This window comes from Streptomyces sp. NPDC093071 (genome assembly GCF_044754545.1).
Classification (GTDB): domain Bacteria; phylum Actinomycetota; class Actinomycetes; order Streptomycetales; family Streptomycetaceae; genus Streptomyces.
Window position 1 is genome coordinate 379346 of sequence record NZ_JBIVPH010000004.1, and the last position, 12566, is coordinate 391911.

Sequence of the window (12566 nt, forward strand, 5' to 3'; positions counted from 1 at the left end):
TGCAGAACCGTTCCCGGCTGCCGTATGAGGTACAGGTCGGGTCCCCGGCCCCCGCCGGAGGTGCCGTCAACCGTGGGACACGGTCGGACGGGCTCTGCGTATGTACGTGTTGCTATGCGTCGCGCGAAGAACTGCGAAATGCAGGTCGGTCGGCGTGCGTCAGCCCTGGCGCTGCTTGTGGCGCAGGTTGTCGCAGATGACCATGACCCGGCCGTGACGGCGGATCACCTTGCACTTGTCGCAGATCTTCTTGACGCTCGGCTTGACCTTCATGGGATGTGAGGTTCTCCGGGTCAGTGCCACCACCCGCGCGCGGAGGCGGGGTGCGGGCAAGATCTACTTGTAGCGGTAGACGATCCGGCCACGCGTCAGGTCGTACGGAGAGAGCTCCACGACGACCCGGTCGTCCGGGAGGATCCGGATGTAGTGCATCCGCATCTTGCCGGAGATGTGCGCGAGGACCTTGTGACCGTTCTGGAGCTCCACCTTGAACATGGCGTTCGGGAGGGACTCGATCACGGTGCCCTCGATCTCGATGGCACCTTGCTTCTTGGCCACGCTTCGCCTTTCGAATCGGCTACCTTGATCGACTTTCGCCGCCGCGTGCGGACACACGGGTACACGAGAGCCGACGCATCAGTCTACGTCAGGCCCCAGGAAAAGACGAATCGGGAAGTCTGCCCACCCGAAATGATCCTTACGCAAGGCACCGCACCGTAGAAAATGCGTACTCACGCCAACGGATCCGGAGCCGCCGTGATTCCCAGCTCCGCCAGCTTCGCCTTGCCCCCGTCGACCGCCGTCAGGACCAGGGGGCCCTCCTCCGTCACGGCCACGCTGTGCTCCCAGTGGGAGGACCAGGTGCCGTCGGTGGTGATGACGGTCCAGTCGTCCTCCAGGACCTCCGTGCGGGGGGTGCCGAGGGAGACCATGGGCTCGATGGCCAGGCAGAAGCCCGGGACCAGCTTCGGGCCCTTGCCGCGCTTGCGGGAGACGTAGTTCAGGAGGTGCGGGTCCATGTGCATCTCGGTGCCGATGCCGTGGCCGCCGTAGTCCTCGATGATCCCGTACCGGCCGAGGCTGTGGTCGCCGACCGCCGGCCGCGGCTGCCGCTTGATGTAGGTCTCGATCGCCCGGGAGACGTCGACCAGGCGGTTGCCGGTCTTCATGGCCGCGATGCCGGCCCACATCGACTCCTCCGTCACCCGCGAGAGCTCGATCAGCTCCGGGGCGTGGCCCGTGCCCACGAAGGCCGTGTAGGCCGCGTCGCCGTGCCAGCCGTCCACGATCGCGCCGCAGTCGATCGAGATGACGTCGCCGTCCTTGAGGACGGTCTTGTCGTCGGGGATGCCGTGGACGACGACCTCGTTCACCGAGGTGCAGATCGTCGCGGGGAACCCGCCGTACCCCAGGAAGTTCGACTTCGCCCCGTGGTCGGCGATGACCTTCCGCGCGACCTCGTCCAGGTCCCGGGTCGTGGCGCCCGGCACGGCCGCCTCGCGGGTCGCCGCGTGGATGGCGGCGACGACCAGCCCCGCCTCGCGCATCTTCGCGATCTGCTCGGGGGTCTTGATCTGCACCATCGTGGCCGGGGCCTTTCCACTGGGTAAAAGGGGGACGGAACAACGATACGGCCGCGGCGCCCCCGAGGGGCACCGCGGCCGTGTCGAACGAACCGGGGTTACTTCTTGAGCGCGGCCATCGCCTTGGCGGTGACCTCGTCCACCTTGCCGAGCGCCGAGATCGTCACGACCAGGTTCTGCGCCCGGTAGTAGTCGATGATCGGCTCGGTCTGCGTGTGGTAGACCTCCAGGCGACGGCGGACCGTCTCCTCGGAGTCGTCGTCGCGCTGGTAGAGCTCGCCGCCGCAGACGTCGCAGACGCCCTCGACCTTCGGCGCGTTGTACGTCACGTGGAAGACGTGCGCACTGTCCTTGCGGCAGATGCGGCGACCCGCGATCCGCTTGACGACCTCGTCCTCGGGGACCTCCAGGTCCAGGACCGCGTCGAGTTCCATGCCCTCCGCCTTCAGGACGGCGTCCAGCGCCTCCGCCTGAGCGACGTTCCGGGGGAACCCGTCGAGCAGGAAGCCGTTCACGGCGTCCGGCTGCTCCATGCGGTCCTTGGCCATCCCGATGGTCACCTCGTCGGGCACCAGGTCGCCGGCGTCCATGAACGCCTTGGCCTTGAGGCCCAGCTCCGTGCCCTGAGAGATGTTGGCACGGAACAGATCACCCGTGGAGATGTGCGGGATGTCCAGGTTCTTGGCAAGGAACGCGGCCTGCGTGCCCTTGCCCGCACCGGGCGGTCCGACGAGGACGATTCGCATCAGCGGAGGAACCCTTCGTAATTGCGCTGCTGGAGCTGGCTCTCGATCTGCTTCACGGTCTCCAGCCCCACACCCACGATGATGAGGATGCTCGTCCCGCCGAAGGGGAAGTTGGCATTGGCGCCACCGAAGCCTGCCAACGCCATCGTCGGCACGAGAGCGATCAGACCCAAGTACAGCGAGCCCGGCCAAGTGATCCTGTTGAGCACGTAGCTCAGGTACTCGGCAGTAGGTCGACCGGCCCGGATACCCGGGATGAAGCCACCATACTTCTTCATGTTGTCGGCGACTTCCTCGGGGTTGAACGAGATCGCCACGTAGAAGAAGGCGAAGAACACGATCAGGAGGAAGTAGGCGGCGATGTAGTACGGGTGGTCACCCTTGACGAAGTGGGCTTCGATCCAGGTCTTCCAGCCGGAGGTGGAGCTCGAGAACTGCGCGACGAGGGCCGGGATGTAGAGCAGCGACGACGCGAAGATGACGGGAATCACACCCGCCTGGTTCACCTTCAGCGGGATGTACGTGGACGTACCGCCGTAGGAGCGCCGGCCGATCATGCGCTTCGCGTACTGGACCGGGATGCGCCGCTGGGCCTGCTCGACGAAGACCACGAGGGCCACCATCACGAAGCCGATCAGGATGACGACGCCGAACTCGATCCAGCCCTGGGCGAGCTTGCCGCTCTCCTTGATGGCCCACAGGGCGCCCGGGAAGCCGGCGGCGATCGAGATGAACATCAGGATCGACATGCCGTTGCCGATGCCGCGGTCGGTGATCAGCTCACCGAGCCACATGACGAGGGCCGTACCGGCGGTCATGGTGAGGACCATGACGGCGATGGTGAAGATCGACTGGTCGGGGACGACCTGGTCGGCGACGATGCAGCCGCTGAAGAGCGCGCCGCTCTTGGCGGTGGCGACGAGGCCGGTGCCCTGGAGGATGGCGAGGGCGATCGTCAGGTACCGGGTGTACTGCGTGATCTTGGCGGTACCGGACTGTCCCTCCTTCTTGAGGGCTTCCAGGCGCGGGATCACGACGGTCAGCAGCTGCAGGATGATGCTCGCCGTGATGTACGGCATGATGCCGAGCGCGAAGATGGTGATCTGCAGCAGCGCCCCGCCACTGAACATGTTGACCAGGCCGAACAGGCTGTTGTTGCCCTCGCTGGCCTGCTTGACACACTGCTGGACGGCCTCGTAGCTGACACCGGGCACGGGGACGTGCGCCCCGAGCCGGTACAGCACGATGATGCCGAGCGTGAAGAGCAGCTTCTTGCGCAGGTCGGGCGTCTTGAACGCCCGGGCGAACGCGGTGAGCACGGTGCCTCCTGCGACCCCCGCGCTATGCGTCAAGGGTGACGGTCTTGAGGTTCGACGAATAGGTATCGGTCATCAATTCCGTGCGGGCATACCGCACGGAGCCTAGACAGTGCACGCCACCTTACCGGCGACCATGCCCCCCTAGGAACGACCAACCGGGGATGCCCCTTTTGAGAGGCATCCCCGGTCGGATGTTCAAGCCATCGAGCGGTCGTCTCAGACGAGCTCGGTGACGGTGCCGCCGGCGGCGGCGATCTTCTCCTTGGCGGAGCCGGAGACGGCGTCGACCGTCACCTGCAGCGCCACGGAGACCTCGCCCTGGCCCAGGACCTTGACGAGCTGGTTCTTGCGCACGGCACCCTTGGCGACCAGGTCGGCCACCGTGACCTCGCCACCCTGCGGGTAGAGCGCGGCCAGCTTGTCCAGGTTCACGACCTGGTACTCGGTGCGGAAGGGGTTCTTGAAGCCCTTCAGCTTCGGGAGGCGCATGTGGAGGGGCATCTGCCCGCCCTCGAAGCGCTCCGGAACCTGGTAGCGGGCCTTCGTGCCCTTCGTACCACGACCGGCCGTCTTACCCTTCGACGCCTCACCACGACCGACACGGGTCTTCGCGGTCTTGGCGCCGGGGGCGGGACGGAGGTTGTGGGCCTTCAGCGGGTTGTTCTCCGCCATGTCAGTCAACCTCCTCGACCGTCACGAGGTGGCGGACGGTGTGCACCATGCCGCGGAACTCGGGGCGGTCCTCCTTGACAACCACGTCGTTGACCTTCTTGAGGCCGAGCGAACGCAGGGTGTCGCGGTGGTTCTGCTTGCTGCCGATGTACGACTTCGTCTGCGTGACCTTGAGGCGAGCCATTACGCACCCGCCCCGGCACGCGCACGGAGCAGAGCCGCGGGAGCGACGTCCTCGAGGGGCAGACCGCGGCGGGCCGCGATCTCCTCGGGACGCTGCAGGCCCTTGAGGGCCTCCACGGTCGCGTGCACGATGTTGATCGCGTTGTCGGAGCCGAGCGACTTCGACAGGATGTCGTGAACGCCGGCGCACTCGAGGACGGCGCGCACCGGGCCACCGGCGATCACACCGGTACCGGGGGAAGCCGGCTTGAGCAGGACGACGCCCGCGGCCTTCTCGCCCTGGATCGGGTGAGGGATGGTGCCCTGGATGCGGGGAACCTTGAAGAAGTTCTTCTTGGCTTCCTCGACGCCCTTGGCGATGGCCGCGGGAACTTCCTTGGCCTTGCCGTAACCGACACCTACGGTGCCGTCACCGTCGCCCACCACGACCAGCGCGGTGAAGCTGAAGCGACGACCACCCTTGACAACCTTGGCGACGCGGTTGATCGCGACGACGCGCTCAACGTACGCGGTCTTCTCGGCGGCAGCGCCACCGTCGCGGCCCTTCCGGTCCCGCCGCTCGCCGCCACCGGCACCGCTTCCGCGGCGCTGGGGTCCAGCCATTTGGATTACCTCTCTCTGTTACGTCCGTTGGTCCCGGAACCGGGGCTCAGAACTTCAGCCCGGCTTCGCGGGCGGCGTCAGCCAGAGCGGCAATGCGCCCGGCGTACCTGTTGCCACCACGGTCGAACACGACAGCCTCGACGCCGGCGGCCTTGGCGCGCTCGGCGACCAGGGAACCGACCTGCTTGGCCTTCGCGGACTTGTCGCCCTCGCCACCGCGGATCGACGCGTCCAGGGTCGACGCCGACGCAAGGGTGTGACCCTTGAGGTCGTCGATGACCTGAGCGGTGATGCCGCGGTTCGAACGCGTCACGACGAGGCGCGGACGCTCCGCCGTACCCGACACGTTCTTGCGGATGCGGATGTGGCGGCGCTTCTTGGCGGCGCCCTTGTAGGCGTCGCCCTTGGCGATCTTCACACCGTATGCCATGGCTTTACTTACCAGCCTTTCCGACCTTGCGGCGGATGACCTCGCCCGCGTACTTGACGCCCTTGGCCTTGTACGGGTCGGGCTTGCGCAGCTTGCGGATGTTGGCGGCGACCTCGCCGACCTTCTGCTTGTCGATGCCCTCGACCGAGAACTTGGTCGGCGACTCGACCTTGAACGAGATGCCCTCGGGCGCCTCGACCAGGATCGGGTGGCTGTAACCGAGCTGGAACTCCAGGTTGGAGCCCTTCGCGGCGACGCGGTAACCGACACCGCTGATCTCGAGCGCCTTGACGTAACCCTGGGTCACACCGGTGATCATGTTGGCCACCAGCGTGCGGGACAGGCCGTGGAGGGCCTTGTTCTGACGCTCGTCGTTCGGACGGTTGACGTTGAGCACGCCATCCTCGCCCTTAACGATCTCGATCGGCGCGGCGACGGTGTGGCTCAGGGTGCCCTTGGAACCCTTCACCGTGACCGTGCGGCCCTCGATGGTGACGTCCACGCCGGCGGGAACCTGGATAGGCAGCTTGCCAATACGCGACATTAGCTATTCCTCCGTTCCCGACTACCAGACGTAGGCGAGGACTTCCCCACCTACGCCCTTCTTGCCTGCCTGCTGGCCGGTCAGGAGACCGTGGGACGTGGAGATGATCGCCACGCCCAGGCCGCCGAGGACCTTCGGCAGGTTGGTGGACTTCGCGTAAACCCGGAGGCCGGGCTTCGAGATCCGCTTGATGCCCGCGATGGAGCGCTCACGGTTCGGACCGAACTTGAGCTCGAGGACGAGGTTCTTGCCGACCTCGGCGTCCTCGACCTTCCAGCCCGTGATGAAGCCCTCCTGCTGGAGGATTTCCGCGATGTGAGACTTGATCTTGCTGTGCGGCATCGTCACGGTGTCGTGGTATGCCGAGTTCGCGTTACGCAGACGAGTCAGCATGTCCGCGATCGGATCAGTCATGGTCATGAATTGGCCTTCGGCCTCTCTCGCCGGGGTTTCCAGTGCGCCATCCCTCTCCCCACACAGGGGCGGGACGGGTGCGGCGCGGGGACCTACGGCGTAGTAAGTCGTACGGGCGGCGGACGCCCAACCCCACCAGCCTACGGCATGTGGGGGTGGGCCTCCGCCGACCCAATGCTTACCGAGAGACTCCGGGAATCCTCAACGTCCTAGGGACGGAAGGGGATTACCAGGAGCTCTTGGTCACGCCCGGCAGCTCGCCACGGTGAGCCATCTCACGGAGGCACACGCGGCACAGGCCGAACTTGCGGTACACGGAGTGGGGACGACCACAGCGCTGGCAGCGCGTGTAGCCGCGCACGCCGAACTTGGGCTTGCGGGCAGCCTTCGCGATGAGAGCCTTCTTCGCCATCTCGCTTACGCCTCCTTGAACGGGAAGCCGAGGTGACGCAGAAGGGCACGGCCCTCGTCGTCGTTGGTCGCCGTGGTCACCACGGTGATGTCCATACCCCGGACACGGTCGATCTTGTCCTGGTCGATCTCGTGGAACATGACCTGCTCCGTGAGACCGAAGGTGTAGTTGCCACGGCCGTCGAACTGCTTGGGGGACAGGCCGCGGAAGTCGCGGATGCGCGGGAGCGCGAGCGACAGGGTGCGGTCCAGGAACTCCCACATGCGGTCGCCACGGAGCGTGACGTGGGCGCCGATCGGCTGGCCCTCGCGGAGCTTGAACTGCGCGATGGACTTGCGGGCCTTCGTGACGGCCGGCTTCTGACCGGTGATCGTCGTGAGGTCGCGGATCGCGCCGTCGATCAGCTTCGAGTCGCGGGCGGCGTCGCCGACACCCATGTTGACCACGATCTTCACGAGGCCGGGGATCTGCATGACGTTCTCGTAGGAGAACTCCTCACGCAGCTTGCCCGCGATCTCCTCGCGGTACTTCGTCTTGAGACGCGGAGTGGTGGTAGCCATCAGATGTCCTCACCCGTCCGCTTGGCAACGCGGATCTTGTTGCCCTCGTCGTCGAAGCGGTAACCGACACGCGTGACGACCTTCTTGCCGTCCTTCTCCACGACGAGCTGAACGTTGCTCACGTGGATCGGGGCCTCGGTCGTCACGATGCCGCCGGCCTGCGAGGGGCCGGCCTTGGTGTGCTTCTTGACCCGGTTGACACCCTCGACGAGGACGCGGTTCTCGCGGGGGAAGGCCGTGACGACCTTGCCCTGCTTGCCCTTGTCCTTACCGGTGATGACCTGGACCAGGTCGCCCTTCTTGATCTTCATGCTTACAGCACCTCCGGCGCGAGCGAGATGATCTTCATGAACTTCTTCTCGCGCAGCTCACGGCCGACCGGGCCGAAGATACGGGTGCCACGAGGGTCGCCGTCGTTCTTGAGAATGACGGCGGCGTTCTCGTCGAAGCGGATGTACGAGCCGTCCTGGCGGCGGCGCTCCTTGACGGTGCGAACGATGACCGCCTTGACGACGTCACCCTTCTTCACGTTGCCACCGGGGATCGCGTCCTTGACGGTGGCGACGATGACGTCACCGATGCCCGCGTAGCGGCGACCCGAGCCACCGAGAACACGGATGCAAAGGATCTCCTTGGCACCAGTGTTGTCGGCGACACGCAGTCGCGACTCCTGCTGGATCACGTCTATCTCCTGATTGTCTGCCGGTTCCCGGCCGGGGCTTCACGAGGAAGCCCCGGCCGAGCCTGGCGGAACTGAACCTGAAGGAAACCCTTCAGGTGATTACTTGGCCTTCTCGAGGATCTCGACGACGCGCCAGTGCTTCGTCGACGACAGCTTCCGGGTCTCCATCAGGAGGACGCGGTCGCCGATGCCGGCAGCGTTCTGCTCGTCGTGAGCCTTGAGCTTGTTCGTACGGCGGATGACCTTGCCGTACAGCGCGTGCTTGACGCGGTCCTCGACAGCGACGACGACGGTCTTGTCCATCTTGTCGCTGACGACGAGGCCCTCGCGGACCTTACGAGCGTTGCGCTCGGTCTTTTCAGTCACGTTGCTCTCGCTCATCAGGCGTTCTCCACCGTCTCGATGCCCAGCTCGCGCTCACGCATCAGGGTGTAGATCCGGGCGATGTCCTTACGGACGGACTTGAGCCGACCGTGGTTCTCGAGCTGACCCGTCGCCGCCTGGAAGCGGAGGTTGAACAGCTCTTCCTTGGCCTCGCGGAGCTTGTTGAGAAGCTCCTCGTTGCCCAGCTCGCGCAGCTCGGACGCCTTGGTACCGGCCGACATCACAGCTCACCTGCTTCGCGCTTCACGATCTTGCACTTCATCGGCAGCTTGTGGGCCGCACGGGTCAGGGCCTCGCGCGCGATCTTCTCGTTCGGGTAGGACAGTTCGAACATCACCCGACCCGGCTTGACGTTCGCGATCCACCACTCCGGAGAACCCTTACCGGAACCCATGCGGGTCTCGGCGGGCTTCTTCGTCAGCGGGCGGTCCGGGTAGATGTTGATCCAGACCTTGCCGCCACGCTTGATGTGGCGGGTCATCGCGATACGGGCCGCCTCGATCTGGCGGTTGGTCACGTACGCCGGCGTGAGGGCCTGGATGCCGTACTCGCCGAACGCGACCTGCGTACCACCCTTGCTCATGCCCGAGCGCTTGGGGTGGTGCTGCTTGCGGTGCTTGACCCTACGGGGGATCAGCATGTCGGTCAGGCCTCCGTTCCGGTGCTCTCAGCCGGAGCGGCAGCGGCGGCGGGAGCGTCGGCCTTGGGGGCCTCCGCAGCCGGCGCGGACTGCTGCTGCGGCTTGCGGCCGCGGCCGCCACGCTCGCCACCACGGCCACCACGGCCGGCCGGGCGGTCGCCGGCGCCGGCGCCACGGGCCGGGCGGTTGCCCGCACGCGCCGCGGCGTTCTCGGCGCGGACCTCGGCGATGTTCTTGACGTCGCCCTTGTAGATCCAGACCTTCACGCCGATGCGGCCGAAGGTCGTCTTGGCCTCGAAGAAGCCGTAGTCGACGTTCGCGCGGAGCGTGTGCAGGGGCACGCGGCCCTCGCGGTAGAACTCCGAGCGGGACATCTCGGCGCCGCCGAGACGACCGCCGCACTGGATCTTGATGCCCTTGGCGCCGGCCTTCATCGTGCCCTGCATGCTCTTGCGCATGGCACGACGGAAGGAGACGCGGGAGGAGAGCTGCTCGGCGACGGCCTGGGCGACCAGCTGGGCGTCCATCTCGGGGTTCTTGACCTCGAGGATGTTCAGCTGGACCTGCTTGCCCGTGAGCTTCTCGAGGTCGCCGCGGATGCGGTCGGCCTCGGCGCCGCGGCGGCCGATGACGATGCCGGGACGCGCGGTGTGGATGTCCACACGCACACGGTCACGGGTGCGCTCGATCTCCACCTTCGAGATGCCGGCGCGCTCCATGCCGGACGTCATCATCCGGCGGATGGCGACGTCTTCCTTGACGTAGTCCTTGTACAGCTTGTCGGCGTACCAGCGGGACTTGAAGTCCGTGGTGATGCCGAGCCGGAACCCATGCGGGTTAACCTTCTGGCCCATTACCGGGTTCCTTCCTTGCTGCTGACGACCACGGTGATGTGGCTGGTCCGCTTACGGATCCGGTAGGCACGGCCCTGGGCACGCGGACGGAACCGCTTCAGGGTCGGGCCCTCATCCACGTACGCCTCGCTGATGACCAGCGAAGAGGCGTCAGTGTGGTCGTAGTTGTGCGCGGCGTTGGCGATGGCGCTGTCCAGCACCTTGCCAACCGGCACGCTCGCGGCCTGCGGGGCGAAACGCAGGACCGCCTGAGCCTCCGTGGCGTCCATGCCACGGATAAGGTCCACCACGCGGCGGGCCTTCATGGGCGTGACGCGGATGTACCGCGCCTGGGCCCTGGCTTCCATGGTTGTCCTTCCAGTGTCTGTCATGGTCATTCCACCCCGCTACTAGCGGCGCTTCGACTTCCGGTCGTCCTTCACGTGACCCCGGAAGGTGCGCGTCGGCGAGAACTCGCCGAGCTTGTGGCCGACCATCGACTCGGTGACAAACACCGGAATGTGGGTCTTGCCGTTGTGCACCGCGATCGTGTGGCCGAGCATGGCCGGGATGATCATCGAGCGACGGGACCAGGTCTTGATGACGTTCTTGGTACCGGCTTCGTTCTGGGCGTCCACCTTCTTGACGAGGTGGCCGTCGACGAAGGGTCCCTTCTTGAGACTGCGCGGCATCTAAACCCGCTCCTAGCGCTTCTTGTTCGTCTTGCGGCGGCGGACGATGTACTTGTTCGAAGCCTTCTTCGGCGAACGAGTACGACCCTCCTTCTGACCCCACGGGGAGACCGGGTGGCGACCACCGGAGGTCTTGCCCTCACCACCACCGTGCGGGTGGTCGACCGGGTTCATCGCCACACCGCGGACGGTCGGGCGAACACCCAGCCAGCGCTTACGGCCGGCCTTGCCCCAGTTGATGTTCGACTGCTCGGCGTTGCCGACCTCGCCGATGGTGGCGCGGCAGCGGGCGTCGACCAGACGGATCTCGCCGGAGGGCATGCGGAGGTGGGCCATCGTGCCCTCCTTCGCCAGCAGCTGCACGGAGGCACCGGCCGAGCGCGCGAACTTGGCGCCGCCACCGGGACGGAGCTCGATCGCGTGGATCGTGGTACCGACCGGGATGTTGCGGAGCGCCAGGTTGTTGCCGGGCTTGATGTCCGCGCCGGGGCCGTTCTCGACGCGGTCACCCTGCGTCAGACCCTTGGGGGCGATGATGTAGCGCTTCTCGCCGTCCACGTAGTGGAGCAGCGCGATGCGCGCGGTGCGGTTGGGGTCGTACTCGATGTGAGCGACCTTGGCCGGCACGCCGTCCTTGTCGTGACGACGGAAGTCGATCACGCGGTAGGCGCGCTTGTGGCCACCGCCCTGGTGACGGACGGTCACACGACCGGTGTTGTTACGGCCGCCCTTGCTGTGCAGGGGGCGGACCAGCGACTTCTCCGGCGTGGACCGCGTGATCTCGACGAAGTCGGCTACGGAGGAGCCACGACGGCCCGGCGTAGTCGGCTTGTACTTGCGGATACCCATTTCTCAGTCCTCGTCCGATATCGGACGACTCGACCGCCGTCAGGCGGTCGGGCCGCCGAAGATGTCGATTCGGTTGCCCTCAGCAAGGGTCACGATGGCGCGCTTGGTGTTGGCGCGCTTGCCGAAACCGGTGCGGGTGCGCTTGCGCTTGCCCTGGCGGTTGATCGTGTTGACCCCGGTGACCTTGACCGAGAAGACCGCCTCGACGGCCTGCTTGATCTGGGTCTTGTTGGAGCCGGGCGCGACGATGAACGTGTACTTGTTCTCGTCGAGCAGGGCGTAGCTCTTCTCCGAGACGACCGGCTTGACGAGGATGTCACGCGGGTCCGAGAAGGTCTTGCTGGTGACGACGGCCTCGCTCATCAGGCGTCGCTCCCTTCGGTCTCAGCGGTCTGGGGGCCAGACACGAAGGACTCGAGGGCGGCCTTGGTGAAGACCACGTCGTCGGAGACGATCACGTCGTACGTGTTGAGCTGGCCCGGCTCCAGGATGTGCACCTGGGGCAGGTTACGAGCGGACAGCCACGCGGCCTCGTCGGAGCGCTCGGCGACCAGGAGCAGGTTCTTGCGCTCCGAGATCTTGCCGAACAGCGTCTTGGCGGCCTTGGTGGAGACCTCGCCCTCGACCACGCCGGTGACGACGTGGATGCGGGAGTGGTTCGCCCGGTCCGAGAGGGCACCGCGGAGGGCGGCGGCCTTCATCTTCTTCGGGGTCCGCTGCGAGTAGTCACGCGGCACGGGACCGTGCACGACGCCACCACCGGCGAACTGCGGGGCGCGGGTCGAACCCTGACGGGCGCGGCCGGTGCCCTTCTGGCGGTAAGGCTTCTTGCCACCACCGCGGACTTCACCACGGGTCTTGGTCTTGTGCGTGCCCTGACGGGCCGCGGCCAGCTGCGCGACGACGACCTGGTGGATCAGCGGAACGCTGACCTTGGCGCCGAAGATCTCCGCGGGGAGCTCGACGGTCCCGGCCTTGTCGCCTGCCGGCGAAAGGATGTCAATGGTGCTCATCGGTTCC

General features: G+C 66.2%; 24 protein-coding genes. All 24 read right to left on the reverse strand.

Annotation, left to right across the window (positions count from 1 at the left end; translation table 11 throughout):
• Window positions 1-159 precede the first annotated feature (159 nt).
• Window positions 160-273, reverse strand: a complete 114-nt coding sequence (rpmJ, locus tag ACIQD7_RS18615; RefSeq protein WP_003956441.1) for a 50S ribosomal protein L36 — start codon at window positions 271-273, stop codon at window positions 160-162.
• 63 nt (window positions 274-336) lie between these two features.
• Complete coding sequence (gene infA / locus ACIQD7_RS18620) at window positions 337-558, reverse strand: translation initiation factor IF-1 (RefSeq protein WP_003956442.1); 222 nt, start codon at window positions 556-558, stop codon at window positions 337-339.
• 173 nt (window positions 559-731) lie between these two features.
• Window positions 732-1583 (reverse strand): type I methionyl aminopeptidase, encoded by an 852-nt coding sequence (gene map / locus ACIQD7_RS18625; protein WP_402442784.1) that lies wholly within the window; start codon window positions 1581-1583, stop codon window positions 732-734.
• A 98-nt stretch (window positions 1584-1681) separates the two neighbouring features.
• Complete coding sequence (locus ACIQD7_RS18630) at window positions 1682-2329, reverse strand: adenylate kinase (protein WP_121830635.1); 648 nt, start codon at window positions 2327-2329, stop codon at window positions 1682-1684.
• Window positions 2329-3648 (reverse strand): preprotein translocase subunit SecY, encoded by a 1320-nt coding sequence (gene secY, locus ACIQD7_RS18635; protein WP_121830636.1) that lies wholly within the window; start codon window positions 3646-3648, stop codon window positions 2329-2331. Before secY ends, ACIQD7_RS18630 begins: the two co-directional genes overlap by 1 nt.
• 216 nt (window positions 3649-3864) lie before the next feature.
• On the reverse strand, window positions 3865-4320 hold the full coding sequence (gene rplO, locus ACIQD7_RS18640) for a 50S ribosomal protein L15 (RefSeq protein WP_030209011.1): 456 nt from the start codon (window positions 4318-4320) through the stop codon (window positions 3865-3867).
• Between the two features lies 1 nt (window position 4321).
• A complete protein-coding gene (gene rpmD / locus ACIQD7_RS18645; RefSeq protein ID WP_015035589.1) occupies window positions 4322-4504 on the reverse strand; it encodes a 50S ribosomal protein L30 in 183 nt (60 codons plus the stop codon).
• Window positions 4504-5106, reverse strand: a complete 603-nt coding sequence (rpsE, locus tag ACIQD7_RS18650; protein WP_015035588.1) for a 30S ribosomal protein S5 — start codon at window positions 5104-5106, stop codon at window positions 4504-4506. Before rpsE ends, rpmD begins: the two co-directional genes overlap by 1 nt.
• Before the next feature lie 46 nt (window positions 5107-5152).
• Window positions 5153-5536 carry a 50S ribosomal protein L18 gene (rplR, locus tag ACIQD7_RS18655; protein ID WP_030209008.1) on the reverse strand — a complete coding sequence of 128 codons (384 nt, stop codon included), beginning with the start codon at window positions 5534-5536 and terminating at the stop codon, window positions 5153-5155.
• 4 nt (window positions 5537-5540) lie between these two features.
• On the reverse strand, window positions 5541-6080 hold the full coding sequence (gene rplF / locus ACIQD7_RS18660; RefSeq protein ID WP_121830637.1) for a 50S ribosomal protein L6: 540 nt from the start codon (window positions 6078-6080) through the stop codon (window positions 5541-5543).
• A 21-nt stretch (window positions 6081-6101) separates the two neighbouring features.
• Complete coding sequence (rpsH, locus tag ACIQD7_RS18665; RefSeq protein ID WP_030209003.1) at window positions 6102-6500, reverse strand: 30S ribosomal protein S8; 399 nt, start codon at window positions 6498-6500, stop codon at window positions 6102-6104.
• A 220-nt stretch (window positions 6501-6720) separates the two neighbouring features.
• Window positions 6721-6906 (reverse strand): type Z 30S ribosomal protein S14, encoded by a 186-nt coding sequence (locus ACIQD7_RS18670; RefSeq protein WP_003948630.1) that lies wholly within the window; start codon window positions 6904-6906, stop codon window positions 6721-6723.
• Between the two features lie 5 nt (window positions 6907-6911).
• On the reverse strand, window positions 6912-7469 hold the full coding sequence (gene rplE, locus ACIQD7_RS18675; protein WP_104860432.1) for a 50S ribosomal protein L5: 558 nt from the start codon (window positions 7467-7469) through the stop codon (window positions 6912-6914).
• Window positions 7466-7777 carry a 50S ribosomal protein L24 gene (rplX, locus tag ACIQD7_RS18680; protein ID WP_030208998.1) on the reverse strand — a complete coding sequence of 104 codons (312 nt, stop codon included), beginning with the start codon at window positions 7775-7777 and terminating at the stop codon, window positions 7466-7468. Before rplX ends, rplE begins: the two co-directional genes overlap by 4 nt.
• 2 nt (window positions 7778-7779) lie before the next feature.
• Entirely contained in the window at window positions 7780-8148 is a 369-nt protein-coding gene (gene rplN / locus ACIQD7_RS18685; RefSeq protein ID WP_003956455.1) for a 50S ribosomal protein L14, read from the reverse strand.
• Between the two features lie 99 nt (window positions 8149-8247).
• Window positions 8248-8529 (reverse strand): 30S ribosomal protein S17, encoded by a 282-nt coding sequence (rpsQ, locus tag ACIQD7_RS18690; RefSeq protein ID WP_024755411.1) that lies wholly within the window; start codon window positions 8527-8529, stop codon window positions 8248-8250.
• Window positions 8529-8753 carry a 50S ribosomal protein L29 gene (gene rpmC, locus ACIQD7_RS18695; RefSeq protein WP_017239580.1) on the reverse strand — a complete coding sequence of 75 codons (225 nt, stop codon included), beginning with the start codon at window positions 8751-8753 and terminating at the stop codon, window positions 8529-8531. Before rpmC ends, rpsQ begins: the two co-directional genes overlap by 1 nt.
• Window positions 8753-9172: a 50S ribosomal protein L16 gene (rplP, locus tag ACIQD7_RS18700; RefSeq protein ID WP_015035580.1), complete on the reverse strand. Its 420-nt coding sequence runs from the start codon at window positions 9170-9172 to the stop codon at window positions 8753-8755. Before rplP ends, rpmC begins: the two co-directional genes overlap by 1 nt.
• Window positions 9173-9177: 5 nt before the next feature.
• Window positions 9178-10026, reverse strand: coding sequence for a 30S ribosomal protein S3 (gene rpsC, locus ACIQD7_RS18705; RefSeq protein ID WP_017239578.1), 849 nt, complete (start codon window positions 10024-10026; stop codon window positions 9178-9180).
• Window positions 10026-10373, reverse strand: a complete 348-nt coding sequence (gene rplV / locus ACIQD7_RS18710) for a 50S ribosomal protein L22 (protein ID WP_004571827.1) — start codon at window positions 10371-10373, stop codon at window positions 10026-10028. The genes rpsC and rplV overlap by 1 nt, the downstream gene beginning before the upstream one ends.
• A 42-nt stretch (window positions 10374-10415) precedes the next feature.
• Window positions 10416-10697 carry a 30S ribosomal protein S19 gene (rpsS, locus tag ACIQD7_RS18715; RefSeq protein WP_015035577.1) on the reverse strand — a complete coding sequence of 94 codons (282 nt, stop codon included), beginning with the start codon at window positions 10695-10697 and terminating at the stop codon, window positions 10416-10418.
• Window positions 10698-10709: 12 nt separating this feature from the next.
• Complete coding sequence (gene rplB, locus ACIQD7_RS18720; protein ID WP_030208986.1) at window positions 10710-11546, reverse strand: 50S ribosomal protein L2; 837 nt, start codon at window positions 11544-11546, stop codon at window positions 10710-10712.
• Between the two features lie 39 nt (window positions 11547-11585).
• A complete protein-coding gene (gene rplW, locus ACIQD7_RS18725) occupies window positions 11586-11909 on the reverse strand; it encodes a 50S ribosomal protein L23 (protein WP_030208983.1) in 324 nt (107 codons plus the stop codon).
• Window positions 11909-12559, reverse strand: a complete 651-nt coding sequence (gene rplD, locus ACIQD7_RS18730) for a 50S ribosomal protein L4 (RefSeq protein WP_121833685.1) — start codon at window positions 12557-12559, stop codon at window positions 11909-11911. The genes rplW and rplD overlap by 1 nt, the downstream gene beginning before the upstream one ends.
• Window positions 12560-12566: the final 7 nt, after the last annotated feature.

Bases quoted from the DNA above. Each gene is read 5' to 3' on its own strand.
- rpmJ (WP_003956441.1), bottom strand. From the start codon at position 273: ATGAAGGTCAAGCCGAGCGTCAAGAAGATCTGCGACAAGTGCAAGGTG.
- map (WP_402442784.1), bottom strand. From the start codon at position 1,583: ATGGTGCAGATCAAGACCCCCGAGCAGATCGCGAAGATGCGCGAGGCG.
- ACIQD7_RS18630 (WP_121830635.1), bottom strand. From the start codon at position 2,329: ATGCGAATCGTCCTCGTCGGACCGCCCGGTGCGGGCAAGGGCACGCAG.
- rplO (WP_030209011.1), bottom strand. From the start codon at position 4,320: ATGGCGGAGAACAACCCGCTGAAGGCCCACAACCTCCGTCCCGCCCCC.
- rpmD (WP_015035589.1), bottom strand. From the start codon at position 4,504: ATGGCTCGCCTCAAGGTCACGCAGACGAAGTCGTACATCGGCAGCAAG.
- rpsE (WP_015035588.1), bottom strand. From the start codon at position 5,106: ATGGCTGGACCCCAGCGCCGCGGAAGCGGTGCCGGTGGCGGCGAGCGG.
- rplR (WP_030209008.1), bottom strand. From the start codon at position 5,536: ATGGCATACGGTGTGAAGATCGCCAAGGGCGACGCCTACAAGGGCGCC.
- rplF (WP_121830637.1), bottom strand. From the start codon at position 6,080: ATGTCGCGTATTGGCAAGCTGCCTATCCAGGTTCCCGCCGGCGTGGAC.
- rpsH (WP_030209003.1), bottom strand. From the start codon at position 6,500: ATGACCATGACTGATCCGATCGCGGACATGCTGACTCGTCTGCGTAAC.
- ACIQD7_RS18670 (WP_003948630.1), bottom strand. From the start codon at position 6,906: ATGGCGAAGAAGGCTCTCATCGCGAAGGCTGCCCGCAAGCCCAAGTTC.
- rplX (WP_030208998.1), bottom strand. From the start codon at position 7,777: ATGAAGATCAAGAAGGGCGACCTGGTCCAGGTCATCACCGGTAAGGAC.
- rpsQ (WP_024755411.1), bottom strand. From the start codon at position 8,529: ATGAGCGAGAGCAACGTGACTGAAAAGACCGAGCGCAACGCTCGTAAG.
- rpmC (WP_017239580.1), bottom strand. From the start codon at position 8,753: ATGTCGGCCGGTACCAAGGCGTCCGAGCTGCGCGAGCTGGGCAACGAG.
- rplP (WP_015035580.1), bottom strand. From the start codon at position 9,172: ATGCTGATCCCCCGTAGGGTCAAGCACCGCAAGCAGCACCACCCCAAG.
- rpsC (WP_017239578.1), bottom strand. From the start codon at position 10,026: ATGGGCCAGAAGGTTAACCCGCATGGGTTCCGGCTCGGCATCACCACG.
- rplV (WP_004571827.1), bottom strand. From the start codon at position 10,373: ATGGAAGCCAGGGCCCAGGCGCGGTACATCCGCGTCACGCCCATGAAG.
- rpsS (WP_015035577.1), bottom strand. From the start codon at position 10,697: ATGCCGCGCAGTCTCAAGAAGGGACCCTTCGTCGACGGCCACCTCGTC.
- rplB (WP_030208986.1), bottom strand. From the start codon at position 11,546: ATGGGTATCCGCAAGTACAAGCCGACTACGCCGGGCCGTCGTGGCTCC.
- rplW (WP_030208983.1), bottom strand. From the start codon at position 11,909: ATGAGCGAGGCCGTCGTCACCAGCAAGACCTTCTCGGACCCGCGTGAC.
- rplD (WP_121833685.1), bottom strand. From the start codon at position 12,559: ATGAGCACCATTGACATCCTTTCGCCGGCAGGCGACAAGGCCGGGACC.